The organism is Burkholderia sp. L-4 (genome assembly GCF_056856535.1).
This window is the reverse complement of record NZ_JBXEOX010000001.1, coordinates 2,270,617-2,297,311: the sequence shown is the minus strand read 5'-3', so window position 1 is coordinate 2,297,311 and position 26,695 is coordinate 2,270,617. Positions and strand designations below refer to the sequence as shown.

At 67.4% G+C, this 26,695-nt stretch carries 20 protein-coding genes; 17 read left to right on the top strand and 3 right to left on the bottom strand.

What is annotated here, in order from left to right; translation table 11 throughout:
* Positions 1-87: 87 nt before the first annotated feature.
* From smc to def, 4 genes are all read left to right on the top strand, one after another.
* Positions 88-3,600 (top strand): chromosome segregation protein SMC, encoded by a 3,513-nt coding sequence (gene smc / locus AC1VVG_RS10640; RefSeq protein ID WP_034188854.1) that lies wholly within the window; start codon positions 88-90, stop codon positions 3,598-3,600.
* Positions 3,601-3,685: 85 nt separating this feature from the next.
* Positions 3,686-4,978, top strand: coding sequence for a cell division protein ZipA C-terminal FtsZ-binding domain-containing protein (locus tag AC1VVG_RS10635; RefSeq protein WP_482835607.1), 1,293 nt, complete (start codon positions 3,686-3,688; stop codon positions 4,976-4,978).
* A 165-nt stretch (positions 4,979-5,143) separates the two neighbouring features.
* Positions 5,144-7,219, top strand: a complete 2,076-nt coding sequence (gene ligA, locus AC1VVG_RS10630; protein WP_482835606.1) for an NAD-dependent DNA ligase LigA — start codon at positions 5,144-5,146, stop codon at positions 7,217-7,219.
* Positions 7,216-7,749, top strand: a complete 534-nt coding sequence (gene def, locus AC1VVG_RS10625) for a peptide deformylase (protein ID WP_034188851.1) — start codon at positions 7,216-7,218, stop codon at positions 7,747-7,749. The genes ligA and def overlap by 4 nt, the downstream gene beginning before the upstream one ends.
* Positions 7,750-7,828: 79 nt before the next feature.
* Here the strand turns inward: def and AC1VVG_RS10620 are convergent, their stop codons facing one another.
* Genes AC1VVG_RS10620 through map form a run of 3 tightly spaced genes read right to left on the bottom strand, consistent with a single transcriptional unit; the run spans position 7,829 to position 13,280 of the window.
* Complete coding sequence (locus AC1VVG_RS10620) at positions 7,829-9,826, bottom strand: pseudouridine synthase (RefSeq protein ID WP_482835605.1); 1,998 nt, start codon at positions 9,824-9,826, stop codon at positions 7,829-7,831.
* A gap of 16 nt (positions 9,827-9,842) precedes the next feature.
* On the bottom strand, positions 9,843-12,419 hold the full coding sequence (locus AC1VVG_RS10615) for a [protein-PII] uridylyltransferase (protein WP_034188850.1): 2,577 nt from the start codon (positions 12,417-12,419) through the stop codon (positions 9,843-9,845).
* Positions 12,420-12,464: 45 nt separating this feature from the next.
* Complete coding sequence (gene map, locus AC1VVG_RS10610) at positions 12,465-13,280, bottom strand: type I methionyl aminopeptidase (RefSeq protein WP_012328760.1); 816 nt, start codon at positions 13,278-13,280, stop codon at positions 12,465-12,467.
* Positions 13,281-13,657: 377 nt separating this feature from the next.
* On the opposite strand from map, the gene rpsB reads away from it, so the two are divergent.
* The 13 genes from rpsB (at position 13,658) to lpxA (ending at position 26,693) form a co-directional block, all read left to right on the top strand.
* Positions 13,658-14,398 (top strand): 30S ribosomal protein S2, encoded by a 741-nt coding sequence (rpsB, locus tag AC1VVG_RS10605; RefSeq protein WP_006483818.1) that lies wholly within the window; start codon positions 13,658-13,660, stop codon positions 14,396-14,398.
* Positions 14,399-14,560: 162 nt separating this feature from the next.
* Complete coding sequence (gene tsf, locus AC1VVG_RS10600) at positions 14,561-15,442, top strand: translation elongation factor Ts (RefSeq protein WP_034188848.1); 882 nt, start codon at positions 14,561-14,563, stop codon at positions 15,440-15,442.
* Positions 15,443-15,598: 156 nt separating this feature from the next.
* Positions 15,599-16,312 (top strand): UMP kinase, encoded by a 714-nt coding sequence (pyrH, locus tag AC1VVG_RS10595; RefSeq protein WP_011352459.1) that lies wholly within the window; start codon positions 15,599-15,601, stop codon positions 16,310-16,312.
* Positions 16,313-16,403: 91 nt separating this feature from the next.
* Entirely contained in the window at positions 16,404-16,964 is a 561-nt protein-coding gene (gene frr, locus AC1VVG_RS10590) for a ribosome recycling factor (protein WP_027787089.1), read from the top strand.
* A 49-nt stretch (positions 16,965-17,013) separates the two neighbouring features.
* Positions 17,014-17,796 (top strand): polyprenyl diphosphate synthase, encoded by a 783-nt coding sequence (gene uppS / locus AC1VVG_RS10585; protein ID WP_034188847.1) that lies wholly within the window; start codon positions 17,014-17,016, stop codon positions 17,794-17,796.
* A complete protein-coding gene (locus AC1VVG_RS10580) occupies positions 17,790-18,611 on the top strand; it encodes a phosphatidate cytidylyltransferase (RefSeq protein ID WP_226252863.1) in 822 nt (273 codons plus the stop codon). The genes uppS and AC1VVG_RS10580 overlap by 7 nt, the downstream gene beginning before the upstream one ends.
* Positions 18,612-18,626: 15 nt before the next feature.
* Positions 18,627-19,823 carry a 1-deoxy-D-xylulose-5-phosphate reductoisomerase gene (locus tag AC1VVG_RS10575; RefSeq protein WP_049031464.1) on the top strand — a complete coding sequence of 399 codons (1,197 nt, stop codon included), beginning with the start codon at positions 18,627-18,629 and terminating at the stop codon, positions 19,821-19,823.
* An 11-nt stretch (positions 19,824-19,834) separates the two neighbouring features.
* On the top strand, positions 19,835-21,220 hold the full coding sequence (gene rseP / locus AC1VVG_RS10570; protein ID WP_034188844.1) for an RIP metalloprotease RseP: 1,386 nt from the start codon (positions 19,835-19,837) through the stop codon (positions 21,218-21,220).
* A gap of 61 nt (positions 21,221-21,281) precedes the next feature.
* Positions 21,282-23,591: an outer membrane protein assembly factor BamA gene (bamA, locus tag AC1VVG_RS10565; RefSeq protein WP_034188843.1), complete on the top strand. Its 2,310-nt coding sequence runs from the start codon at positions 21,282-21,284 to the stop codon at positions 23,589-23,591.
* A 64-nt stretch (positions 23,592-23,655) separates the two neighbouring features.
* The gene (locus tag AC1VVG_RS10560; protein WP_034188842.1) at positions 23,656-24,153 is read left to right on the top strand and encodes an OmpH/Skp family outer membrane protein; all 498 of its coding nucleotides are present in this window, start codon (positions 23,656-23,658) and stop codon (positions 24,151-24,153) included.
* 16 nt (positions 24,154-24,169) lie between these two features.
* Positions 24,170-25,249: a UDP-3-O-(3-hydroxymyristoyl)glucosamine N-acyltransferase gene (lpxD, locus tag AC1VVG_RS10555; protein ID WP_034188841.1), complete on the top strand. Its 1,080-nt coding sequence runs from the start codon at positions 24,170-24,172 to the stop codon at positions 25,247-25,249.
* 129 nt (positions 25,250-25,378) lie between these two features.
* Positions 25,379-25,846: a 3-hydroxyacyl-ACP dehydratase FabZ gene (fabZ, locus tag AC1VVG_RS10550; RefSeq protein ID WP_006495559.1), complete on the top strand. Its 468-nt coding sequence runs from the start codon at positions 25,379-25,381 to the stop codon at positions 25,844-25,846.
* A 58-nt stretch (positions 25,847-25,904) separates the two neighbouring features.
* Positions 25,905-26,693 carry an acyl-ACP--UDP-N-acetylglucosamine O-acyltransferase gene (gene lpxA, locus AC1VVG_RS10545; RefSeq protein ID WP_034188840.1) on the top strand — a complete coding sequence of 263 codons (789 nt, stop codon included), beginning with the start codon at positions 25,905-25,907 and terminating at the stop codon, positions 26,691-26,693.
* Positions 26,694-26,695: the final 2 nt, after the last annotated feature.

Here is a 26,695-nt window from a genome sequence, read left to right as displayed (position 1 = left end):
TTCCGGGGCGCGTCGCGCGCAGGGGCCCTCCGGCCCCGCGCAGTGCGGCCTCGTCCGTTTCACACCTTCTTCACATCCGATACCGCCGTGCGTCTGAGCTCGATCAAACTCGCTGGCTTCAAATCCTTCGTCGATCCCACGCATTTCCAGGTTCCGGGCCAGCTTGTCGGCGTGGTGGGCCCGAACGGGTGCGGCAAGTCCAACATCATCGATGCCGTGCGCTGGGTGCTCGGCGAGTCGCGCGCCTCCGAGCTGCGCGGCGAGTCGATGCAGGACGTGATCTTCAACGGCTCGACCGCACGCAAGCCCGGCAGCCGGGCCAGCGTCGAGCTGATCTTCGACAACTCCGACGGCCGCGCGGCCGGGCAGTGGGGCCAGTACGGCGAGATCGCCGTGAAGCGCGTGCTCACGCGCGACGGCACGTCGAGCTACTACATCAACAACCTGCCGGCGCGCCGCCGCGACATCCAGGACATCTTCCTCGGCACGGGCCTCGGGCCGCGCGCCTACGCGATCATCGGGCAGGGCATGATCGCGCGGATCATCGAGGCGAAGCCGGAAGAGCTGCGCGTGTTCCTCGAGGAAGCCGCCGGCGTGTCGAAGTACAAGGAGCGCCGCCGCGAAACCGAGAACCGCCTGCACGACACGCGCGAGAACCTGACGCGCGTCGAGGACATCGTCCGCGAGCTCGGCGCGAACCTCGAGAAGCTCGAGGCGCAGGCCGTCGTCGCGACCCGGTACAAGGAACTCGTCGCCGACGGCGAGGAGAAGCAGCGCCTGCTGTGGCTGCTGCGCAAGAACGAGGCCGCCGGCGAGCAGCAGAAGCAGCAGCGCGCGATCGAGCAGGCGCAGATCGACCTCGAGGCGCAGACGGCGAAGCTGCGCGAAGTCGAGGCGCAGCTCGAGACGCTGCGCGTCGCGCACTACTCGGCAAGCGACGCGATGCAGGGCGCGCAGGGCGCGCTCTACGAGGCCAACGCCGAGGTCAGCCGCCTCGAAGCCGAGATCAAGTTCATCGTCGAATCGCGCAATCGCGTGCAGGCGCAGATCGCCGCGCTGAACGCGCAGCGCGAGCAATGGCGCGCGCAGGCCGAGAAGTCGCAGGACGAGCTGGAGGAGGCCGAGGAGGCCCGCGCGATGGCCGACGAAAAGGCCGCGCTCGCCGAAGACAACGCGGCCGCGAAGCACGATGCGCTGCCGGCGCTGGAAGCGAAGTGGCGCGACGCGCAGGCGCAGCTCAACGACGAGCGCGCGCGGATCGCGCAGACCGAGCAGTCGCTGAAGCTCGAGGCGGCGCACCAGCGCAACGCCGACCAGCAGCTGCAGCAGCTTCAGCAGCGCCACGAGCGCCTGAAGAGCGAAGCGGGCGGGCTCGACGCGCCGGACGAGGCGCAGCTCGAGGAGCTGCGCATGCAGCTGGCCGAGCAGGAAGAGATCCTCGCCGAAGCGCAGGCGCGCCTGGCCGACGCGCAGGAAACCGTGCCGCGCCTCGACGGCGAGCGCCGCGCCGCGCAGGAGCGCGTGCAGGCCGAAGCCGCGCAGATCCACCAGCTCGAGGCGCGCCTTGCCGCGCTGAAGCAGCTGCAGGAAAACGTGCAGACCGAAGGCAAGGTGCAGCCGTGGCTCGACAAGCACGAGCTGGGCGCGTTGCCGCGTCTGTGGAAGAAGCTGCACGTCGAGGCCGGCTGGGAAGCGGCGCTCGAGGCCGTGCTGCGCGAGCGCCTCGCGGCGCTCGAAGTGTCGAATCTCGACTGGGTGAAGGCGTTCGCGACCGATGCGCCGCCGGCGAAGCTCGCGTTCTACGCGCCGCCCGCGGCCGGTGAGCCGCCCGCCGCGGTGGCCGGGCTGCGTCCGGTGCTGTCGCTCGTGCGCATCGACGACGCGGGCATCCGCGCGGTGCTCAACGACTGGCTCGGCAGCGTGTACGTCGCCGACGACGTCGCGCAGGCGCTTGCCGCGCGTGCGCAGCTGCCGGCAGGCGGCGCGTTCGTCGTGAAGGCCGGCCATATCGTCACGCGCGTCGGCGTGCAGCTGTACGCCGCCGATTCGGAGCAGGCCGGGATGCTGGCCCGCCAGCAGGAAATCGAAAACCTGACGCGCCAGGTGCGCGCGCAGGCATTGCTCGCCGACGAGGCGCGCACGGCCGCCGTGCGTGCGGAAGCCGCGCACACGCAGGCCACGCAGGCGCTCGGCGACGTGCGCGCGCAGGCCGAACGTGCGACCCAGCGCGTGCACGCGCTGCAGATGGACGTGCTGAAGCTGGCGCAGGCGCACGAGCGTTACACGCAGCGCAGCACGCAGATCCGCGAGGAACTCGAGGAAATCGGCGCGCAGATCGAGGAGCAGCGCGCGCTGCGCGCGGAATCGGAAGCGAATTTCGAGCGCTTCGACGGCGAGCTCGCGGAGTTGCAGGCGCGCTTCGAAGACAACCAGCTCGCATTCGAATCGCTCGACGAATCGCTGACGCAGGCGCGCCAGGAAGCGCGCGACCTCGAGCGCGGCGCGAACGACGCGCGCTTCGCCGCGCGCAACGCGGTGACGCGGATCGACGAGCTCAAGCGCAGCATCCAGGTCGCGCACGAGCAGAGCGAGCGCGTCGCCGGGTCGCTCGAAGACGCGCGCGCCGAACTCGAGACGATCAACGAGCAGACCGCGCACACGGGCCTGCAGGACGCGCTCGAGATTCGCGCGGTGAAGGAAGAGGCGCTGCAGGCCGCACGGATCGAGCTCGACGACCTGACCGCGAAGCTGCGCGCGTCGGACGAGCAACGCCTCGTGGCCGAGCGCTCGCTGCAGCCGCTGCGCGACCGCATCACCGAGTTGCAGCTGAAGGAGCAGGCCGCGCGCTTGTCCGTCGAGCAGTTCGCCGAGCAGCTCGCGACGGCCGAGGTCGACGAGGCCGCGCTGTCCGCGAAGCTGACGCCGGACCTGAAGCCGTCGTACCTGCAGGGCGAAGTCACGCGCCTGAACAACGCGATCAACGCGCTCGGCCCGGTGAATATGGCCGCGCTCGACGAGCTGAAGGCCGCGAGCGAGCGCAAGGTGTTCCTTGACGCGCAGTCGGCCGACCTGATCGACGCGATCACGACGCTCGAGGATGCGATCCACAAGATCGACCAGGAAACCCGCACGCTGCTGCAGGGCACCTTCGACGAGGTCAACCGCCATTTCAGCGACCTGTTCCCGCGTCTGTTCGGCGGCGGCCAGGCGAAGCTGATCATGACGGGCGACGAGATTCTCGATGCCGGCGTGCAGGTGATGGCGCAGCCGCCGGGCAAGAAGAACGCGACGATTCACCTGCTGTCGGGCGGCGAGAAGGCGCTGACTGCGACCGCGCTGGTGTTTGCGATGTTCCAGCTGAACCCGGCGCCGTTCTGTCTGCTCGACGAGGTCGACGCGCCGCTCGACGACGCGAACACCGAGCGTTTCGCGAATCTCGTGCGCGCGATGTCCGACAAGACGCAGTTCCTGTTCATCTCGCACAACAAGATCGCGATGGAAATGGCGCAGCAACTGATCGGCGTGACGATGCAGGAGCAGGGCGTGTCGCGGATCGTCGCGGTGGACATGGAAACGGCCGCGGGTTTTGCCCAGAATTGACGTTTGACGAAACCGGATCGCGTTCGCGCGGCGCATGACGCGCCCGTTCGCGGTCCCGACAAAAAGAATTGCTGATGGAGCGTGCATGGACGAGTTGACACTCGGTTTGATCGGCGCGGGTGCTGTCGTGGTGGGCGGCGTCGTGGTCTACAACGCGTGGCAGGGCGCGAAAGTACGGCGCAGGATGCCGCGCCCGATGCCGGAGGAAGCGGCCGAGGCGATGAACCGCCCCGAGCGCGACGAAGAGTTGCCGTTCATCGAGCCGGTGCGTCAGCCGGTGCGCCGCGAGCCCGCGGCCCCGGTCGCGGCCGCGGCCGCCGCCGCTGCGTCGGCGGATGTCGCGCGCGTCGAACCGACGTTCGGCGGGGTCGCACCGGCCGACACGCCGGCCGATCTGCAGGCCGAGGCGACCGGCGGCGATACGCCGTCCGAGGCGATCGAACCGGCCGCCGGTGAAGCGGCCGCACACGCCGCCGAGCACGCGGCAACCGGCGAGGCGGCCGAACCGGCCGAGCCGACCGAACCCGTGATCCCGGCCGCGACGACGATTTCGTCGGCGCCGCCCGCGATCGTCGATCGCCGGATCGATTGCATCGTGCCGATCCGCCTCGCCGGGCCGCTGCCGGGCGACAAGATCCTGCCGGCCGCGCAGCGGCTGCGCCGCGCGGGCAGCAAGCCCGTGCACATCGAAGGCAAGCCGGAAGGCGGCCAGTGGGAGCTGCTGCAGAACGGCGTGCGCTACGAGGAACTGCGCGCGGCCGCGCAGCTCGCGAACCGCAGCGGCGCGCTGAACGAACTCGAATTCTCGGAATTCGTGACGGGCGTCCAGCAGTTCGCCGACACGATCGACGGCGCACCGGAATTCCCGGACATGATGGAAACGGTCGCGATGGCGCGCGAGCTCGACGCGTTCGCCGCGCAGTGCGACGCGCAGCTGTCGATCAACGTGATGTCGGACGGCGCGCCGTGGTCGGCGAACTACGTGCAGGCGGTCGCGTCGCAGGACGGGCTGCTGCTGTCGCGTGACGGCACGCGGTTCGTGAAGCTCGACGCGAAGCAGAACCCGGTGTTCATGCTGCAGTTCGGTGACACGAACTTCCTGCGCGACGACCTGACCTACAAGGGCGGCAACATGATCACGCTGGTGCTCGACGTGCCGGTCGCCGAAGAGGACATCCTGCCGTTCCGGTTGATGTGCGACTACGCGAAATCGCTGTCCGAACGGATCGGCGCGCGCGTCGTCGACGATTCGCGCCGGCCGCTGCCGGAATCGACGCTGCTCGCGATCGAGCAGCAGCTGATGAAGTTGTACGCGAAGCTCGAGGAAGCCGGCATCCCGGCCGGTTCGGCCGTCACGCGCCGCCTCTTCAGCCAGTAACGCAACGGCGCGGACGGCGGGCGTGCGCGCCACCGTTCGCCGCTGCGGCGCGCACCCTTCCGTGTGCGCCGCAACACGCTCGTCGGGCTTGCATTGCACGCCCCGTCGCGGCGTCAAACTGAGATAATCGGGCATCCGATTTTTCAGAACGAATCTGCCGCCAGCATGGCCCGAACCCAAGCCGAACCGCCAGCCAGCCAGCCCGACGCGCGTGCCGCGTGGCTGCGCGACCAACTCGAGCGGGCGAACCACGCCTATTACGTGCTCGACCAGCCGGATCTGCCCGACGCCGAATACGACCGGCTGTTCCTCGAACTGCAGCAGCTCGAAACCGACCATCCCGAACTCGTGACGCCCGATTCGCCGACGCAGCGCGTGGGCGGCGAGGCGGCCGGCGGCTTCACGCCGGTCGTCCACGACACGCCGATGCTGTCGCTGAACAACGGCTTCGCCGACGAGGACATCGTCGCATTCGACAAGCGTGTCGCCGATGCGCTCGACAAGCCGACCGATCTCGCCGGCTCGGTGACGGAACCCGTCGAATACGCGTGCGAACTGAAATTCGACGGTCTCGCGATCTCGCTGCGCTACGAGCAGGGCGTGTTCGTGCAGGCTTCGACGCGCGGCGACGGGACGACGGGCGAGGACGTGACCGAGAACGTGCGCACGATCCGCTCGATTCCGCTGAAACTGAAGGGCAAGCACGTACCGGCCGTGCTCGACGTGCGCGGCGAGGTGCTGATGTTCAAGCGCGATTTCGCACGCCTGAACGAACGCCAGCGCGCGGCCGAGCAGCGCGAATTCGCGAACCCGCGCAACGCGGCGGCCGGCAGCCTGCGCCAGCTCGATTCGAAGATCACCGCGCAGCGTCCGCTGTCGTTCTTCGCGTACGGGATCGGCGTGCTCGACGGGATGCCGATGCCCGACACGCACAGCGCGCTGCTCGACTGGTACGAGTCGCTCGGCCTGCCCGTGAACCGCGAGCGCGCGGTCGTGCACGGCGCCGAGGGCTTGCTCGATTTCTTCCGCAAGGTCGGCGAGAAGCGCGAGTCGCTGCCGTACGACATCGACGGCGTCGTCTACAAGGTCAACCGGCGCGACGAGCAGGAGCGCCTGGGCTTCGTGTCGCGTGCGCCGCGCTTCGCGCTCGCGCACAAGTTTCCCGCACAGGAAGCGCTGACGAAGCTCGTCGCGATCGACGTGCAGGTCGGCCGCACCGGCGCGATCACGCCGGTCGCGCGCCTCGAGCCCGTGTTCGTCGGCGGCGCGACCGTGACCAACGCGACGCTGCACAACGAGGACGAAGTGCGCCGCAAGGACATCCGGATCGGCGACACCGTGATCGTGCGCCGCGCGGGCGACGTGATTCCCGAGGTGGTCGGCGCGCTGCTCGACCGGCGTCCGGCCGACGCGGCCGAATTCGTGATGCCGACCGAATGCCCGGTGTGCGGCTCGAAGATCGAGCGCCTGCCGGACGAGGCGATCGCCCGCTGCACGGGCGGCCTGTTCTGCCCGGCGCAACGCAAGCAGGCGCTGTGGCACTTCGCGCAGCGCCGCGCGCTCGACATCGACGGGCTCGGCGAGAAGATCATCGACCAGCTCGTCGAGCTGAATCTCGTGCGCACGCCGGCCGACCTGTTCAATCTCGGTTTCGCGACGCTGGCCGAGCTCGACCGCTTCGCGGAGAAGTCCGCGCAGAATCTGCTCGACTCGCTCGAAAAGGCGAAGCACACGACGCTGGCGCGCTTCATCTACGGCCTCGGCATCCGCCACGTCGGCGAATCGACCGCGAAGGATCTCGCGAAGCATTTCGGCTCGCTGACGCCGATCATGGACGCGTCGATCGAGGAACTGCTCGAAGTCAACGACGTCGGCCCGATCGTCGCCGAGTCGATCCACCAGTTCTTCGCGGAAGCGCACAACCGGACGGTGATCGAGCAGCTGCGCGCGCCGGGCAAGGTCACGTGGCCGGAAGGGCCGCCCGCGCCGAAGGCGCCGCAGGGCGTGCTGGCCGGCAAGACGGTCGTGCTGACGGGCACGCTGCCGAACCTCACGCGCGATGCCGCGAAGGAGATGCTCGAGGCGGCGGGCGCGAAGGTCGCGGGCTCGGTATCGAAGAAGACGGATTACGTGGTCGCGGGCGCCGAAGCCGGCAGCAAGCTCGCGAAGGCCGAGGAACTCGGCATCCCCGTGCTGGACGAAGACGGTCTGCACCAACTCCTGGAGGGCAATACGCCATGATTCGCGAGATCCTGAAGATGGGCGATCCGCGCCTGCTCGACATCGCCAAGCCGGTCGAGCAGTTCGATACCCCCGAACTGCACGAAATCGTCGCGGACATGTTCGAGACGATGCATCACGCGAACGGCGCCGGGCTGGCCGCGCCGCAGATCGGCATCGGCCTGCAGATCATCATCTTCGGCTTCGGCAACAACAACCGCTACCCGGACGCGCCGCCGGTGCCGGAGACCGTGCTGATCAACCCGAAGGTCGAGTACATGCCGCCGGACATGGAAGAGGGCTGGGAAGGCTGCCTGTCGGTGCCGGGCATGCGCGGCGTCGTCAGCCGCTACGCGAAGGTGCGCTACAGCGGCTTCGACCAGTTCGGCGCGAAGATCGACCGCGTCGCCGACGGGTTCCACGCGCGCGTGGTCCAGCATGAATACGATCACCTGATCGGCAAGCTGTATCCGATGCGGATCACCGACTTCACGCGCTTCGGCTTCACCGAGGTGCTGTTCCCGGGGCTCGACCCGACCGACGACGATTGATCGTCCGCGTCCGGCGGACAAGAAAAAAGCCCGCTTGCGCGGGCTTTTTCATTGCATGGCGCACCGGGTGTGCCCGCGCTCAGAACGTCTCGTCGGCCGACAGGTAGCGCCATTGGCCTTGCGGCAGCGCGCCGAGCATCACGCGGCCCATGCGCACGCGCTTCAGGCCGATCACGTCGAGGCCGACCAGTTCGCACATGCGGCGGATCTGGCGCTTCTTGCCTTCGCGCAGCACGAAGCGCAGTTGCTCGCCGTTCTGCCAACTGACCATCGCGGGCTTCAGCGCGACGCCGTCGAGTTCGAGGCCGTGGCGCAGCTTCGCGAGCGATTCCGCCGGGAAGTGCTGGTCGATGTCGATGAGCCGCTCGCCGAAGCGCACGCGCACCAGGTACTCCTTGTCGATGTCCGACTGCTCGCCGATCAACTGCTTCGCGATCACGCCGTTCTGCGTCAGCACGAGCAGGCCGGTCGAGTCGATGTCGAGCCGGCCGGCCGGCGCGAGCGCGTGCAGGTGTTGCGGCGAGAAGCGCACCGGCGAATGGTCGCCGCTCCAGCGGTTCGCGCGCGTGATCAGCACGGCCGCCGGCTCGTAGCCGTCTTCGGCCTGACCCGAGACGTAGCCGACCGGCTTGTGCAGCAGGATCGTCACCTGCGCGGCCTGCGCGGCGCTCGCGCGCTCGTCGATCTCGATCTTCTGGTCCGCGCGGACCTTGGTGCCGAGCGTGTCGATGCGTTCGCCGTCGACGAGCACCCAGCCTTTTTCGATCCATTCGTCGGCTTCGCGGCGCGAGCACATGCCGAGCTCGGACATCCGCTTCGACAGGCGCATCAGGCCCGTTTCGTCGCCGTAGTCGACGTCGGCCGACGCACGCTTGACCGGTTGCGCGGTCTTGACCGCGCCGAACGAGCGGCGCTCGCCATCGCGTGCGGGACGAGCCGGACGGTCGCCGAAGCTGCGCTTCGCGCCTTCGCCGGATGCCTTGTCGCGATAGGACGGACGCTTGCCGTCGTCGTCGCCTGCGCGGCGCGGGCGCGCATCGTCATCGCGGCGCGGCGGACGATCGGACGACGGGCGGCGGTCGCCGAAGCTGCGTTTTGCGCCTTCGCCGGATGCCTTGTCGCGATAGGACGGGCGTTTGTCGTCGTCGCCACCCGCGCGGCGCGGGCGGGCATCGTCGTCACGACGCGGCGGACGGTCGGACGACGGGCGGCGGTCGCCGAAGCTGCGCTTTGCGCCTTCGCCGGCAGCCTTGTCGCGATAGGACGGGCGCTTGCCGTCGTCGGCGCCTGCGCGGCGCGGGCGCGCATCGTCATCGCGGCGTGGCGGACGATCGGACGACGGGCGGCGGTCGCCGAAGCTGCGCTTTGCACCTTCGCCGGCAGCCTTGTCGCGATAGGACGGGCGTTTGTCGTCGTCGCCACCCGCGCGGCGCGGGCGAGCATCGTCGTCACGACGCGGCGGACGATCGGACGACGGGCGGCGGTCGCCGAAGCTGCGCTTTGCACCTTCGCCGGCAGCCTTGTCGCGATAGGACGGGCGTTTGTCGTCGTCGCCACCCGCGCGGCGCGGGCGGGCATCGTCATCGCGACGCGGCGGACGATCGGACGACGGGCGGCGGTCGCCGAAGCTGCGTTTTGCGCCTTCGCCGGCAGCCTTGTCGCGATAGGACGGGCGTTTGTCGTCATCGCCACCCGCGCGGCGCGGGCGGGCATCGTCATCGCGACGCGGCGGACGATCGGACGACGGGCGGCGGTCGCCGAAGCTGCGCTTCGCACCTTCGCCGGCGGCGTTGTCGCGATAAGGCGCGCGCGTGCCGCGTTCGGCACCGCCGTCACGCGGCGCACGCTTGGCCGGTGCGCGATCCGTGCCCGGGCGCTCGGCGCCGGCGGCGCCGCGCGGCTTGAACGAGCGTTCGCCAGCGGCGGCCGGGGCGGCCTTCTTCGGACGGGCCGGTTTGTCCCCCGCGGGCGGCGCGGCGGGACGCACCGCCTTGCGGGCGACGAGGCTGCCGGAGCGGACAGGGGCGCGGGTCGGCGACGCCGGCTTCGGATTCTTGACGGTTAGTTTGGTGCGCATAAACGCTGGAATTAATTCAGACTGCGATCGCACGCAGCAATTCGGTTTCGAGCTGGATCTGCAGGCGGTTGTCGGACAGGCCGGCGCCCGCGAGCAGGAAGATGTCTTCGACGCGCTCGCCGAGCGTATTGATCCGCGCCGCATGGACGCCGACCCGATGCTCGGCGAGTACGCGCGCGATCGAATAGAGAAGGCCCGGCCGGTCGTTGGCCGACACGGACAGGATGTAGTACTGGCCGCGCTCGTCGGCCCGCAGGTCGACGCGCGGCGTGATCGGAAACGTCCGCGACAGCCTCGACAGGCGGCCCTTGGACGGCTCCGGCAGCGGGGCGGTTTCGGCAAGCCGCGTCGCGAGCTGCTGCTCGACGAGATTCGCGATGTCGCGGTAACGCACGTCGCGTTCGGTCTGCGTGACGATGAAGTTGTCGAGCGCATAACCGTGCCGCGTCGTGCTGACGCGTGCATCGAGCACCGACAGCCCGTTGCGGTCGAAATACGCGCAGATGCCCGCGAACAGGTCGGGGCGATCCTTCACGTACACGAGCACCTGCAGCGCGTCGCCGATCGGCGACGGCCGCGCGCGGACGATCGCGGTTTCGGCGTTCACGTGCCGGTACAGCACGCGCGTCTGCCACGCGATGTCGGCCGCATCGTGACGCAGGAAGAAGCCGACGTCGAGCTGATCCCACAGCGCGCGATGCGCGTCGTCGGGCACGGTCTCGAGGCGCAGCAGCGCGAGCGCCTGTTCCTGCCGCGACTTCAGCTCCGAGTGCGCGTCGGGGTTCGCGCCGCCGAGCACCGCGAGCGTGATGCGGTACAGGTCCTCGAGCAGCTTGCCCTTCCACGTGTTCCACACCTTCGGGCTCGTGCCGCGGATATCGGCGACGGTCAGCAGGTACAGCGCGGTGAGGTAGCGTTCGTTGCCGACGACTTCGGCAAAGCGCTTGATGACCTCGGGGTCGCTCGTGTCCTGTTTCTGCGCGACCTGGCTCATCGTCAGGTGATGCTGGACGAGCCACACGATCAGCGACGCGTCGTCGCCGGCGATGCCGTGCTCGCGGCAGAAGCGCCGCGCATCGGCCATCCCGAGCGTCGAATGGTCGCCGCCGCGGCCCTTCGCGATGTCGTGGAACAGCGCCGCGACATACAGCACCCACGGGCGCTCGAAGTTGCCGATCAGCTGGCTGCAGAACGGGTATTCGTGCGCATGCTCGGCCACCGCGAAGCGGCGGATATTGCGCAACACCATCAGGATGTGCTGGTCGACCGTGTACACGTGGTACAGGTCGTGCTGCATCTGGCCGACGATGCGGCGGAAGTTCAGCAGATAGCGGCCGAGCACGCTCGTCTGGTTCATCAGCCGGAACGCGTGCGTGATGCCCTCGGGCTGCTGCAGGATCCGCATGAACGTGTCGCGGTTCTGCGGATCGCGGCGCCACGCGTTGTTCATGATTTCGCGCGAGTTGTACAGCGCGCGCAGCGTGCGGGCGGAGAAGCCCTTCACGCCGCGGGTCGTCTCGTACAGCAGGAACGCTTCGAGGATCGCGTCGGGATGACGCTCGAACACGCCGTCGTCGACGATCTCGAGCATCCCCTGCTTCTCGACGAAGCGATCGGGCGACAGCACGCGCGTGATGCCGCTCGTCGCGGGGAAGAGCTGCGCCTCGATGTTCTGGATCAGGATCGTCGCGAGCTGCGTGACGGCCTTCGCGGCCCAGTAGTAGCGGCGCATCAGCTGCTCGCTCGCTCGCTTGGTCTGCGTCGGCTGGTAGCCGAAGCTCTCGGCGGCCTGCGTCTGCAGGTCGAACACGAGCATGTCCTGGCGGCGGCCGGCGATCACGTGCAGCCGCGCGCGCAGCGTCTTCAGGAAGCCCTCGTTGCGGCGCAGCTCGCGTGCTTCGCGATCGGTGATGAGGCCGCGCGTGTCGAGTTCGCGCCAACTGCTGCCGAAGCCCGCCGCGCGCGCGATCCACAGGATCGTCTGCAGGTCGCGCAGCCCGCCGGGGCTTTCCTTCACGTTCGGCTCGAGACTGTACGGCGTGTCCTGGAACTTCGCGTGGCGCTGGCGCATCTCGAGCACCTTCGCGGTGAAGAACGCGCGGGCGTCGAGCGCCTCGTGGTAGCGCACCGTGAAGCGCTCGAACAGCGCGGTGCTGCCGACGATGCGGCGCGCCTCCAGCAGCGAGGTCTGCACCGTGACGTCCTGCGACGCCTCCTCGATGCACTGCGCGACCGTGCGCACGCTGCTGCCGATCTCGAGGCCGAGATCCCACGCCATCCCGATGAAGCGCTCGATGCGCGCGTCGAGCGCCGGGTCGTGCGCATCGGGCAGCAGCACGAGGATATCGACGTCGGAATAGGGCGCGAGCTCGCCGCGCCCGTAGCCGCCGACGGCGACGAGCGCGAGCGTCGCGGGCAGCCCGCAGTCGTCCCACACGCGCTTGAGCGCATCGTCGGTGAGTTTCGACAGCGCGTGCATCAGCGATGCCACGGTCGTTGCGTGGCGAAAACGCTCGAGCAACTCCGTCTTGGCGGCCTTGAATTCGGCGCGCCGCGACAGCGCGTCGGGCGAGGGGGCGGCGTGAGCGCTCATGGGCAGCCGTTCAGGTGCGGGCGGGGCGGGCGGGCGCGACGGCGCTCAGACCGCGGCAGCCGGTTGCGCGAACACGGGGCGCGCCGGCGTGCCGGCCGACACGGTCAGCACCTCGTAGCCGGTTTCGGTGACGAGCACCGTGTGCTCCCACTGCGCCGACAGGCTGCGGTCGCGCGTCTTGACCGTCCACTGGTCGGGCATCGTGCGGATGTCGCGCTTGCCGGCGTTGATCATCGGCTCGATCGTGAAGATCATCCCGGCCTTCAGCTCGATGCCGGTGCCCGGGCGGCCGTAATGGACGACCTGCGGATCCTCGTGGAACACCGTGCCGATGCCGTGGCCGCAGTATTCGCGCACGACGCTGTAGCCCTGCGCTTCCGCGTGCTTCTGGATCGCGTAGCCGATGTCGCCGAGGTGCGCGCCGGGCTTGACCTGGTCGATGCCGAGCCACATGCACTCGTAGGTGGTCTGCACGAGGCGCTTCGCGAGGATCGAACCTTCGCCGACGATGAACATCCGGCTGGTGTCGCCGAAGTAGCCGTTCTTGATCACGGTGATGTCGATGTTCAGCGCATCGCCGTTCTTGATCACCTTCTCGCCGGGAATGCCGTGACAGATCACGTCGTTGACCGAAATGCAGGTGGCCTTCGGGTACGGCGGATAGCCGGGCGGCTGGTAGTTCAGCGGCGCGGGGATCGTGCCCTGTTCGTTGAGCATGAACTCGTGGCAGAGACGGTCGAGTTCGGCGGTCGTGACGCCCGCGACGACGTGCGGCGTGATGAAATCGAGCACTTCGCTCGCGAGACGGCAGGCGACGCGCATCTCCGCGATATCGTGTTCGTTTTTGAGCGTAATAGCCATCGAGGTATGCCTGGAATGCGGTGAATTGACGGATTATCGCACCTTATGGCTGCCCTCGCAGCCCCTGCCGGCCGCGCGGATGCGGGTTTTCGCGGATTGTCCGGCCGGCTGGCGCGCGGCAGCGAAAGTGTCGGGCGACTTGAGGGCGGACAACTCGGCGTGCTATACTCTTTGGCTAAGTCGATGTCCAAATGCCGAACTTGCCTCATTTTGGGGCGGCATGGCGATGAAAGGCTTGCGGCACGGGCGTTTTGCGCGTGCCGAATCGCAAGCCGGCGCAACCAGGGTGCCGGCCGCGCGGAATTCGCGCCCTTCGGGGCGGGTTCGCGCGGCGGTACGGCGGCCGGCTTAAGACCCAACCCTCGTGGAGAATTTACATGGCAGTTACGATGCGCCAAATGCTGGAAGCGGGTGTCCACTTCGGTCACCAGACGCGCTTCTGGAACCCGAAGATGGCTCCGTTCATTTTCGGTCACCGCAACAAGATTCACATCATCAACCTCGAAAAGACGCTGCCGATGTTCACGGACGCACAGAAGTACGTGCGCCAGCTGGCAGCGAACCGCGGCACGATCCTGTTCGTCGGCACGAAGCGTCAATCGCGTGACACGATCGCCCAGGAAGCGCAGCGCGCAGGCATGCCGTACGTCAACGCACGCTGGCTCGGCGGCATGATGACCAACTTCAAGACGCTGAAGGTATCGATCAAGCGCCTGAAGGACATGGAAGCGGCGGTCGAGGCAGGCGAGCTCGAGAAGATGAGCAAGAAGGAAGCGCTGCTGTTCGAACGCGAAATCGCGAAGCTGCAGAAGTCGATCGGCGGCGTGAAGGACATGGGCGGCATTCCGGACGCCATCTTCGTCGTCGACGTCGGCTACCACAAGATTGCCGTCACGGAAGCGAACAAGCTGGGCGTGCCGGTCATCGCCGTGGTCGATACGAACCACTCGCCGGAAGGTGTGGACTACGTGATCCCGGGTAACGACGACTCGAGCAAGGCAGTCGCGCTGTACGCCGAAGGCGTGGCCGACGCGATCCTCGAAGGCCGTGCGAACGCGGTCAACGAAGTGGTCCAGGCCGCACGCGGCGACGACGAGTACGTCGAGGAAAACGCGTAACTGGCCCCGAGCCGGCGCAAAAAGGGGGCTCTCAACAGGCCCCCTTTTTTTAAGCTTGTGCGCCGGACCTGATCGCGCCGAATCGGCGCGGGTCCGGAAACGAATCTCGGCCGTTCGCGTCCAAGCGGGCGGCGTTGTGAATACAGACTCAAGGAGCGAATGATGGCGGCAATTACCGCAAGCATGGTGGCAGAACTGCGCGCGAAGACCGACGCACCGATGATGGAGTGCAAGAAGGCGCTGACGGAAGCCGACGGCGACCTGGCCAAGGCTGAAGAGCTGCTGCGCGTCAAGCTCGGCAACAAGGCGAGCAAGGCGGCATCGCGCGTGACGGCCGAAGGCGTCGTCGCATCGTTCGTCGGCGGCAACGCAGGCGCGCTGGTCGAACTGAACTGCGAAACCGACTTCGTCGCGAAGAACGACGACTTCCTCGCATTCTCGAAGACGGTGGCGGAGCTCGTCGCGACGCAAAACCCGGCCGACGTGGCTGCGCTGTCGGCGCTGCCGCTCGACGGTTCGACGGTCGACGCGGTGCGTCTGGCACTGATCGGCAAGATCGGCGAGAACGTGTCGATCCGCCGTTTCGTCCGTTTCGAAACCGCGAACAAGATCGCCACCTACCTGCACGGCGCGCGGATCGGCGTGATCGTCGAGTACACGGGCGCGGAAGAGCAGGTCGGCAAGGACGTCGCGATGCACATCGCGGCCATGAAGCCGGTCGCGCTGTCGTCGGCCGACGTGCCGGCGGAACTGATCGAAACGGAACGCCGCGTGGCCGAGCAGAAGGCTGCCGAATCGGGCAAGCCGGCCGAAATCGTCGCGAAGATGGTCGACGGTAGCGTCCAGAAGTACCTGAAGGAAGTGTCGCTGCTGAACCAGACGTTCGTGAAGAACGACAAGCAGACGATCGAGCAGATGCTGAAGGCAGCCAATGCCGCCGTGCAGAAGTTCGCGCTGTTCGTCGTCGGCGAGGGCATCGAGAAGCGCCAGGACGACTTCGCCGCCGAAGTGGCCGCGCAAGTCGCAGCAGCAAAGCAGCAGTAAGCAGTCAGGCAGTATCCGCGGCGGGCGTCCGCTCCGCCGCGGCCGGCGCCGCCGCCGGCCGGCCGGGAATCCCGGTCCGGTCGGCGGCGCTTGCCCGAATCAGTATTTCGCCCCTACAGTTCGTGGTTGTCATCCTCTCGTCGCTCGGAAGCCCCTATGTCCAATGCCTATAAACGCGTCCTCCTCAAACTCTCCGGCGAAGCGCTGATGGGCGACGATGCCTTCGGCATCAATCGCGCGACGATCGAACGGATGGTGGCCGATATCGCCGAAGTCGTGCGTCTCGGTACGCAGCTCGCGGTCGTGATCGGTGGCGGTAATATTTTCCGCGGTGTCGCGGGCGGCGCGGCCGGCATGGACCGCGCGACGGCCGACTACATGGGGATGCTCGCGACGATGATGAACGCGCTGGCGCTGCAGGACGCGATGCGCCACGCCGGCATCGAGGCGCGCGTGCAGTCCGCGCTGCGCATGGACCAGGTCGTCGAGCCGTACATCCGGCCCCGCGCGATCCGCCAGCTCGAGGAAGGCCGCGTCGTGATCTTCGCGGCCGGTACCGGCAACCCGTTCTTCACGACGGATACCGCCGCCGCGCTGCGCGGGTCGGAAGTGGGTGCCGAGGTCGTGCTGAAGGCAACCAAGGTCGATGGCGTATATTCTGCCGATCCGAAGAAGGATCCGTCGGCTACGCGCTACACGACGATCACTTTCGACGAGGCGATCAGCCGCAACCTGCAGGTGATGGACGCGACGGCCTTTGCGCTGTGCCGCGACCAGAAGCTGCCGATTCGCGTGTTTTCGATCAACAAGCCGGGCGCGCTCAAGCGCATCGTGCTGGGCGAGGACGAAGGTACGCTCGTCCACGTGTAAACTCCCGCGGATGCGGGTCATCGGCCGCGGCGTATCTCCTGCGCCGGGCGGGGCCCGCGTTCTTTGAAGGTTTGAAGGTTCGGAGGTTGAAATGAGTGTCGCTGATACCAAGAAGGGCGTCGAGCAAAAGATGCAGCGCTCGATCGAAGCGTTCAAGAACGATCTGGCCAAGATCCGTACGGGCCGTGCACACACCGGTCTGCTCGATCACGTGCAGGTCGACTACTACGGCTCGATGGTGCCGATCTCGCAGGTCGCGAACCTGACGCTCGTCGACGCGCGCACGATCGGCGTGCAGCCGTGGGAAAAGAACATGGTCGCGAAGGTCGAGAAGGCCATCCGCGAAGCCGACCTGGGCCTGAACCCGGCAACGGCCGGCGACCTGATCCGCGTGCCGATGCCCGCGCTGACGGAAGAGCGCCGCCGCGAGCTGACCAAGGTCGTGAAGGGCGAAGGCGAGACGGCCAAGGTCGCGATCCGCAACCTGCGCCGCGACGCGAACGAAGCGCTCAAGAAGCTCGTGAAGGACAAGGAAATCTCGGAAGACGACGAGCGCCGTGCGAGCGACGACGTGCAGAAGCTGACCGACAAGCACGTCGCCGAAATCGACAAGCTCGTGCAGACCAAGGAAGCCGAGATCATGACGGTCTGACGACCGTCCTCGCGCGCCGCCTTCCTCCCGCATTACTGTCTCAACGGCCATGACCTATACCAGCTCTACCGTTCGCGTGCCTGACGTCGGCGTCGTGCCGCGTCACATCGCGATCATCATGGACGGCAATGGCCGTTGGGCGACCGAACGCCGCTTGCCGCGCGTCGCGGGGCACACCCGCGGCGTCGATGCCGTACGGGCAGTGGTCGAAGGTTGCGCGCGCGCCGGTGTCGAATACCTGACGCTGTTCGCGTTCAGTTCCGAAAACTGGCGCCGGCCGAACGACGAAGTGTCGTTCCTGATGCGGCTGTTCATCACCGCGCTCGAGCGCGAGGTCGGCAAGCTGCATGCAAACGGGATCCGCCTGCGTGTCGTCGGCGATCTCGACCGTTTCGAGCCGCGCATCCGCGAGCTGATCCGCCGCGCCGAAACCAAGACGGCGCGCAATACGCGCCTGACGCTCACCATCGCGGCCAACTACGGCGGCCGGTGGGACATCCTGCAAGCGACGAAGAAGCTCGTCGAGCAGGCCGTGCGCGAGGGGCGCGAGGTCGAGGTGACCGAGGACGCATTCGCGCCGCACCTGGCGATGGCCTATGCGCCGGAGCCCGATCTCTTCATCCGTACGGGCGGCGAGCAGCGCGTCAGCAACTTCCTGCTGTGGCAGCTCGCGTACGCCGAGTTCTATTTCACCGACAAATACTGGCCGGATTTCGACGGCGCGGCCCTGGCCGACGCGTTGGCGTCGTATACCGAGCGCGAGCGCCGTTTCGGGCGCACGAGTGCGCAGCTCGAACCGCAATCGCAGAACGCCGACTCCCTTTCATGCTGAAAACCCGTGTGATCACGGCGATCGTGATGCTGGCAGTGCTGCTGCCGGTGACGCTGTTCGCGCCGCTCACGGCGTTCGGCGCGCTGATCGGCGCCGTGCTCGTGTTCGCCGCGTGGGAGTGGGCGCGCCTGCTGAAACTCGGCGGCGCCGGCTCCGTCGTCTATGCGGTCGTCGCGGCGCTTGCGCTGGCGGCCACCACGCCGCTCGGCATCGACGCGGCCGGATCCCGTCCCCTTTTCATGGCAGCCGGCGTGTTCTGGCTGCTGGTCGGTCCGTTCGCGCTGCGGCGCAAGCCCGAACTCGCGGGCGGCGTCTGGCGGCCGTTCCTGCTCGCCGCCGGCCTGTTCGTGTTCGCGGCCTGCTGGCATGCGCTTGTCGCGGCACGCGCGCAGGGCGTGCCGTTCGTGCTGTCGCTGCTGCTGGTCGTCTGGCTGGCCGATATCGGCGCATACTTCGCGGGCAAGGCCTTCGGAAAGCGTAAACTGGCCGTGACGATCAGCCCCGGCAAGAGCTGGGAAGGCGCGATCGGCGGCTGGCTGGCCGTGATGATCGTCGCCGGTGTCGCGATGGCCGCGCATGCGTTCGAGCCGACCCTGTTTTCCGCATTTGCCGCCCGCTACGGGATGCCCGGCGCGTGGGCCGCGCTGACGCTGCTGGTCGTGTACAGCGTGATCGGCGACCTGTTCGAGTCACTGTTGAAGCGGCAGGCGGGCGTGAAGGATTCGAGCGGACTGCTGCCGGGCCATGGCGGCGTGCTCGACCGGGTCGACGCGCTGCTGCCGGTGCTGCCGCTCGCGATGCTGCTGCTTGGTTAAACCATTCATTCTTTTATGCAAAAACGTCTGACATTGCTCGGTTCCACGGGCTCGATCGGAGACAGCACGCTCGACGTGGTCGCGCGCCATCCCGAACGCTTCTCGGTCTACGCGCTGACCGCGCACCGCAACGGCGACAAGCTCGTCGAGCAGTGTCTGCGCTTCGCGCCCGAAGTGGCGGTGGTCGGCGATGCCGCGACGGCCGCGCACGTCGAGGCGAAGCTGCGCGCGGCGGGCAGCAAGACGACCGTGCTGTACGGCCCGCAGGCGCTCGTCGACGTGTCGAAGAGCGACGGCTGCGATACGGTGGTCGCGGCGATCGTCGGCGCGGCCGGCCTCGCGCCGAGCCTCGCGGCCGCGCGCGCCGGCAAGCGGATCCTGCTCGCGAACAAGGAATCGCTCGTGATGTCGGGCGCGATCTTCATGGACGCCGTGCGCGATCATGGCGCGATCCTGCTGCCGGTCGACAGCGAACACAACGCGATCTTCCAGTGCATGCCGCGCGACGCGGCCGAGCACGGCGGGATCTCGAAGATCATCCTGACCGCGTCGGGCGGCCCGTTCCGCACGCGCGAACCGGCCACGCTCGCCGACGTGACGCCGGACGAGGCGTGCAAGCATCCGAACTGGGTGATGGGCCGCAAGATCTCGGTCGATTCGGCGACGATGATGAACAAGGGCCTCGAGGTGATCGAGGCGCACTGGATCTTCGGGTTGCCGGGCGATCGCATCGACGTGCTGATCCATCCGCAGAGCGTGATCCATTCGCTCGTGTCGTACCGTGACGGCTCGGTGCTCGCGCAGCTCGGCAACCCCGACATGCGCACGCCGATCGCGCACGCGCTCGCGTTCCCCGAGCGCGTCGACGCGGGCGTCGGCCCGCTCGACCTCGCGCAGATCGCGCAGCTGTCGTTCGAGAAGCCCGATTACGCGCGCTTCCCGTGCCTCGCGCTCGCGCTGAAGGCGCTCGAGGAAGGCGGCATCGCGAGCGCCGCATTGAACGCGGCGAACGAGGTTGCGGTCGAAGCATTTCTCGAGCGCCGGATCGGCTTCATGGCGATCGCGGCGACGGTCGACGCGGTGCTCAACGCGCTGCCGAACCGTGCGCCCGACGGGCTCGACGACGTCCTGGCGGCGGACGCCGAGGCACGCCGCCTCGCCGCCGAAATCATTGCAAAAGCGCCTGCGCCACGCGTGGAGCGTACCGTCTGAATGGAGTGCTCATGAACGTGCTGGTCGAACTGGTCGCGTTTGCGGTGGCGATCGGGGTACTGGTCGTCGTGCATGAGTACGGGCACTATCGTGTCGCGCGCTGGTGCGGCGTGAAGGTCCTGCGATTCTCCATCGGCTTCGGCCAGCCCGTCGCACGCTGGGTCAGCCGCCGCACGGGCACCGAGTGGACGCTGTCCGCGCTGCCGCTTGGCGGCTACGTGAAGATGCTCGACGAGCGCGATCCGGGCCCCGGCATCCGGCCCGACGAACTCGGGCAGGCGTTCAACCGGCAGTCCGTCTACAAGCGGATCGCGATCGTCGCGGCCGGCCCGATTGCGAACTTCCTGTTGGCAATCGCGCTGTTCTCGATCGTGTTTGCCACCGGCGTGACCGAGCCGGCCGCGGTCGTCGCGCCGCCGGCCGCCGGAACGGTGGCGGCCCGTGCGGGCTTCGACGGCGGCGAGACGGTCGTGTCGATCCGCGACGCGCGCACCGGCGACGCGCAGGGCGGCGAGTCCGAGCCGGTGCGGTCGTGGTCGGACCTGCGCTGGAAGCTGCTGTCGGCCGCGTTCGATCACCGCGAGATCGTGCTCGGCGCACGCGACGGCAACACGACGTTCGATTTCCGCGTCGACCTCCGCCAGGTTCCCGACAGTCAGCTCGACGACGATTTCATGGCCCATCTGGGCTTCGAGACCGGCGGCGGCACGCTGTCGATCGCTTCCGTGCAGCCGGGCAGCGCGGCGGAGCAGGCCGGCCTGAAGGCCGGCGACACGCTGCTGGCGCTCGACGGCAAGCCGATCGGCGGCGCGACGCGTTTCATCGATTCGGTGAAGCACCATGCGGGGCAGGCGCTCGACCTGCGGATCGAGCGCAACGGCGCCGCGCAGACGGTGTCGATCGTGCCGCAGATGCAGCGCGACGACGAATCGGGGCAGCAGGTCGGCCGGATCGGCGCGGCGCTGTCGATGCACGCGCCGTCCGTCGACGTGCGCTACGGGCCGATCGAGAGCCTGCGGCTCGGCGCGCACCGCACGTGGGACATCTCCGTGTATTCGCTGAAGATGTTCGGGCGCATGATCACGGGCAACGCGTCGCTGAAGAACCTGTCCGGCCCGGTGACGATCGCCGACTACGCGGGCAAGAGCGCGCGGCTCGGACCGTCGGCGTTCCTGTCGTTCCTCGCCCTTGTCAGCATTAGCCTTGGCGTCCTGAACTTGTTGCCGATTCCCGTTTTGGACGGGGGGCATCTGTTATATTATGCGGTTGAAGCCGCGACCGGGAAAGCCGTCTCGGAGCGCTGGCAGCTGATTCTGCAAAGAGCCGGGTTGATCTGCATCGTCGCATTGTCGGCGATCGCGCTGTTCAACGATCTGGCTCGGTTAATCCATTTCTGAAGCGTCAGGCGGCCGCCGCTCGGCAGTCGCCCGATTTGATGCAGCTAAATATTGGGGATGCATGTTGTTCAAACCTCATCGCTTTGTACCTAAGACAGTTGCAGCGGCCGCGCTCGCCGCTCACGGCCTCGCGGCGCATGCAGCGGCACCGTTCGTGGTGCAAGACATCAAGATCGAGGGGCTGCAGCGCGTCGAAGCGGGTTCGGTGTTCGCCTATCTGCCGATCAAGCAGGGCGATACCTTCACGGACGACAAGGCATCCGAAGCAATCCGCGCGTTGTACGCGACGGGCTTTTTCAACGACGTGCGCATCGCCACGCAAGGCAACGTCGTCATCGTGCAGGTGCAGGAGCGTCCGGCCATCGCGTCGATCGACTTCACCGGCACGAAGGAATTCGACAAGGACAACCTGACGAAGGCGCTGCGCGCGGTCGGTCTCGCCGACGGCCGCTACTACGACAAGGCGCTCGTCGACAAGGCCGAGCAGGAGCTCAAGCGCCAGTACCTGACGCGCGGCTTCTATGCGGCCGAAGTCAAGACGACGATCACGCCGGTCGACGCGAACCGCGTGTCGATCCTGTTCGCGGTGGCCGAAGGCCCGAGCGCGAAGATCCGCCAGATCAACTTCATCGGCAACAAGGCGTTCAGCACCAGCACGCTGCGCGACGAGATGCAGCTGTCGACGCCGAACTGGTTCTCCTGGTATACGAAGAACGACCTGTACTCGAAGGAAAAGCTCACGGGCGACCTCGAGGCCGTACGCTCGTACTACCTGAACCGCGGCTACCTCGAGTTCAACATCGAGTCGACCCAGGTGTCGATCTCGCCCGACAAGAAGGACATGTACCTGACGGTCACGCTGCACGAAGGCGAGCCGTACACGGTGTCGGGCATCAAGCTGTCGGGCAACCTGCTCGATCGCGAAGCCGAACTCAACAAGCTGATCAAGATCAAGCCGGGCGACCGCTTCTCGGCCGAAAAGCTGCAGCAGACCACCAAGTCGATCGTCGACAAGCTCGGTGAATACGGTTACGCATTCGCGACCGTCAATGCGCAGCCGGACATCGACCAGGCGAACCACAAGGTGAACCTGAACCTCGTCGTCGATCCGAGCCGCCGCGTGTACGTGCGCCGCATCAACGTGGTCGGCAACACGCGCACGCGCGACGAAGTGGTGCGTCGCGAAATGCGCCAGCTCGAAAGCTCGTGGTTCGATTCGAACCGCCTCGCGCTGTCGAAGGACCGCGTGAACCGTCTCGGCTACTTCACCAACGTCGACGTGACGACGGTGCCGGTCGAAGGCACGAACGACCAGGTCGACGTGAACGTGAAGGTCGACGAAAAGCCGACCGGCGCGATCACGCTGGGCGCCGGCTTCTCGTCGACGGACAAGGTCGTGCTGTCGGCCGGCGTGTCGCAGGACAACGTGTTCGGTTCGGGTACCAGCCTGTCGGTGAACGTCAACACCGCGAAGAGCTACCGGACGCTGACCGTCACGCAGGTCGACCCGTACTTCACGGTCGACGGCATCAAGCGGATCACGGACGTCTACTACCGCACGTACCAGCCGCTCTACTATTCGACCAGCTCGAGCTTCCGGATCATCAGCGCGGGCGGCAACCTGAAGTTCGGCATCCCGTTCTCGGAAGTCGACACCGTCTACTTCGGCGCGGGCTTCGAGCAGAACCGCCTCGACGTCGATTCGAACACGCCGCAGAGCTACCAGGATTACGTGAACCAGTTCGGCCGCGTGTCGAACACGGTGCCGCTGACGGTGGCATGGTCGCGCGACGCGCGCGACAGCGCGCTGATTCCGAGCCGCGGCTACTTCACGCAGGCGAACATGGAGTACGGCGTGCCGGTCGGCAAGATCCAGTACTACAAGGCCGACCTGCAGGCGCAGTACTACTATTCGTTCTCGCGCGGCTTCATCCTGGGCCTGAACCTGCAAGGCGGCTACGGTAACGGTATCGGCAACCCGTACCCGATCTTCAAGAACTACTACGCGGGCGGTATCGGCTCCGTGCGTGGCTACGAGCCGAGCTCGCTGGGCCCGCGCGACACGAAGACGAACGACCCGATCGGCGGTTCGAAGATGGTCGTCGGCAACATCGAACTGACGTTCCCGCTGCCGGGCACGGGCTACGACCGCACGCTGCGCGTGTTCACGTTCCTCGACGGCGGTAACGTGTGGGGCAACGCGCCGGGCGGCACGAGTACGGGCGCGAACGGCCTGCGCTACGGCTACGGTGTGGGTCTCGCGTGGATCTCGCCGATCGGCCCGCTGAAGCTGAGCCTCGGCTTCCCGCTGCAGAAGCACGAAGGCGACCAGTACCAGAAATTCCAGTTCCAGATCGGGACGGCGTTCTGACCGAACGCATGACAACAGCAACGAGAGGGTAATTTTGCTAACCGGTAAGTTTTCGAAACGAGTGATGTGCGCGCTGACCGTTGCGCTGGCCCTGGGCGCGGCAACGGTGCACGCACAGGACGTCGCCCGCATCGCGGCGGTCAATTCGGATCGGATCCTGCGCGAGTCGGCGCCCGCGAAGGCGGCGCAGACGAAGCTCGAAGCCGAGTTCGCGAAGCGCGACAAGGATCTGCAGGACCTGGCCGCGCGCCTGAAGTCGATGTCCGACTCGCTGGACAAGAACGGCACGTCGCTGTCGGCGGCCGACCGCGCGCAGAAGCAGCGCGACCTCGCCCAGCTCGATACCGACTTCCAGCGCAAGCAGCGCGAGTTCCGCGAGGACCTGAACCAGCGTCGCAACGAGGAGCTGGCGGCCGTGCTGGAGCGGGCGAACAAGGTCATCAAGCAGATCGCCGAGCAGCAGAATTACGACCTGATCGTGCAGGAAGCCGTGTACGTCAGCCCGCGCATCGACATCACCGACAAGGTGCTCAAGGCGCTCGCGTCCGGCTCGGCGAACTGAACGGAGCAGACGACGAATGGCATTGACGCTTGAGGAACTCGTAAAGCGGTTCGGCGGCGAGATCGCCGGCGACGCGCAGTGCAAGGTGGGCGGGCTCGCGCCGCTCGACCAGGCCGGCCCGCAGCAGCTCGCGTTCCTCGCGAACCCGAAGTACCTGTCGCAGGTCGAGTCGACCCGCGCGGGCGCGGTGCTGATCGCACCGAAGGATCTCGAAAAGCTGGGCGCGGCGGCCGGCGGCCGCAACTTCATCGTGACGCCCAATCCGTACGCGTACTTCGCGCGCGTCGCGCAGATGTTCATCGACCTGGCCACGCCGCAGCGCGCCGCCGGCGTGCATCCGAGCGCGACGATCGATCCGGCCGCGAAGGTCGCCGCGAGCGCGGTGATCGGCCCGCACGTGACGGTCGAGGCCGGCGCGGTGATCGAGGACGGCGTGCAACTCGACGCGAACGTCTTCGTCGGCCGCGGCACGACGATCGGCGCCGGCTCGCACTTCTATCCGAACGCATCGGTGTACCACGGCTGCAAGATCGGCCCGCGCGCGATCGTCCATGCGGGCGCCGTGATCGGCTCCGACGGTTTCGGCTTCGCGCCGGATTTCGTCGGCGACGGCGATGCGCGCACCGGCAGCTGGGTCAAGATCCCGCAGGTCGGCGGCGTGACGATCGGCCCGGACGTCGAAATCGGCGCGAACACGACGATCGACCGCGGTGCGATGGCGGATACCGTCATCGACGAATGCGTGAAGATCGACAACCAGGTGCAGATCGCCCACAACTGCCGGATCGGCGCGTACACGGTGATCGCCGGCAAGGCGGGCATCGCGGGCAGCACGACGATCGGCCGCCACTGCATGATCGGCGGCGCGGCCGGGATCGCCGGCCACGTGACGCTCGGCGACTATGTCATCATCACCGCGAACTCGGGCGTATCGAAGTCGCTGCCGAAGGCCGGCATCTATACCAGCGCGTTCCCGGCCGTCGATCACGGCGAATGGAACAAGAGCGCCGCACTCGTGCGCAACCTCGACAAGCTGCGCGAGCGCATCAAGGCGCTCGAAGCCGCGCTCGCCGCCCAGGGCGGCACGGGCGCCTGAGCGCATCATGCGAGACCACCAACCGGGCACGGCCAGCGCAACCGGCCCGGTTTGCCAGACTGGGCCGCGCGGCGGCCCGCTTCAGCCTTTGCATCACCACCGCGCAGCCTCTGCGTGAGACGAACCATCATGAGCACTGAAAAAATCAATCTCGACATCCACAAGATCCTCACGCTGCTGCCGCATCGCTACCCGATTCTGCTCGTCGACCGCGTGCTCGAACTCGAACCGCACAAAGGGATCAAAGCGCTGAAGAACGTGTCGATCAACGAGCCGTTTTTCCAGGGGCATTTCCCGAAGCGGCCGGTGATGCCGGGCGTGCTGATCCTCGAGGCGCTCGCGCAGGCGGCTGCGTTGCTGACCTTCGCGGAAGAGCAGCCGAAGGATCCGGAGAACACGCTGTACTACTTCGTCGGCATCGACGGCGCGCGGTTCAAGCGCGTGGTCGAGCCGGGCGATCAACTGATTCTGAACGTGACGTTCGAACGCTACATCCGCGGCATCTGGAAGTTCAAGGCGGTGGCGGAAGTGGACGGCAAGGTGGCGGCGGAAGCCGAACTGATGTGCACGGTCAAGACGGCCGACGCGGCGCCCTGAGCGACGCGGCACGCATGGGCAACGCAACGCGACACATCACATCGAGAGGCAACGGCGCATGACCAGGATTCATCCCACCGCGATCGTCGAGCCGGGCGCGCAGATCGACGAATCGGTCGAGATCGGCCCGTACGCGATCGTCGGTCCGCACGTCACGATCGGCGCGCGCACGACGATCGGCTCGCACAGCGTGATCGAAGGCCATACGACGCTCGGCGAAGACAACCGCATCGGCCATTACGCGTCGGTCGGCGGCCGTCCGCAGGACATGAAGTACAAGGACGAGCCCACGAAGCTCGTGATCGGCAACCGCAACACGATCCGCGAGTTCACGACGATCCACACGGGTACCGTGCAGGACCTCGGCGTGACGACGCTCGGCGACGACAACTGGATCATGGCCTACGTGCACATCGGCCATGACTGCCGCGTCGGCAACCACGTGATCCTGTCGAGCAACGCGCAGATGGCCGGCCACGTCGAGATCGGCGACTGGGCGATCGTCGGCGGCATGTCGGGCGTCCACCAGTTCGTGCGCATCGGCGCGCACTCGATGCTGGGCGGCGCATCGGCGCTCGTGCAGGACATCCCGCCGTTCGTGATCGCGGCCGGCAACAAGGCCGAACCGCACGGGATCAACGTCGAGGGGCTGCGCCGGCGCGGCTTCTCGCCCGATGCGATCTCGGCGCTGCGCAGCGCGTACCGCGTCCTCTACAAGAGTGGCCTGTCGTTCGAGGAAGCGAAGGTGCAGTTGCGCGAGCTGGCGGAGGCGGGCGGCGACGGCGACGTGCCGGTGAAGGCGTTCGTCGATTTCATCGACGCGTCGCAACGCGGCATCATCCGCTAAGC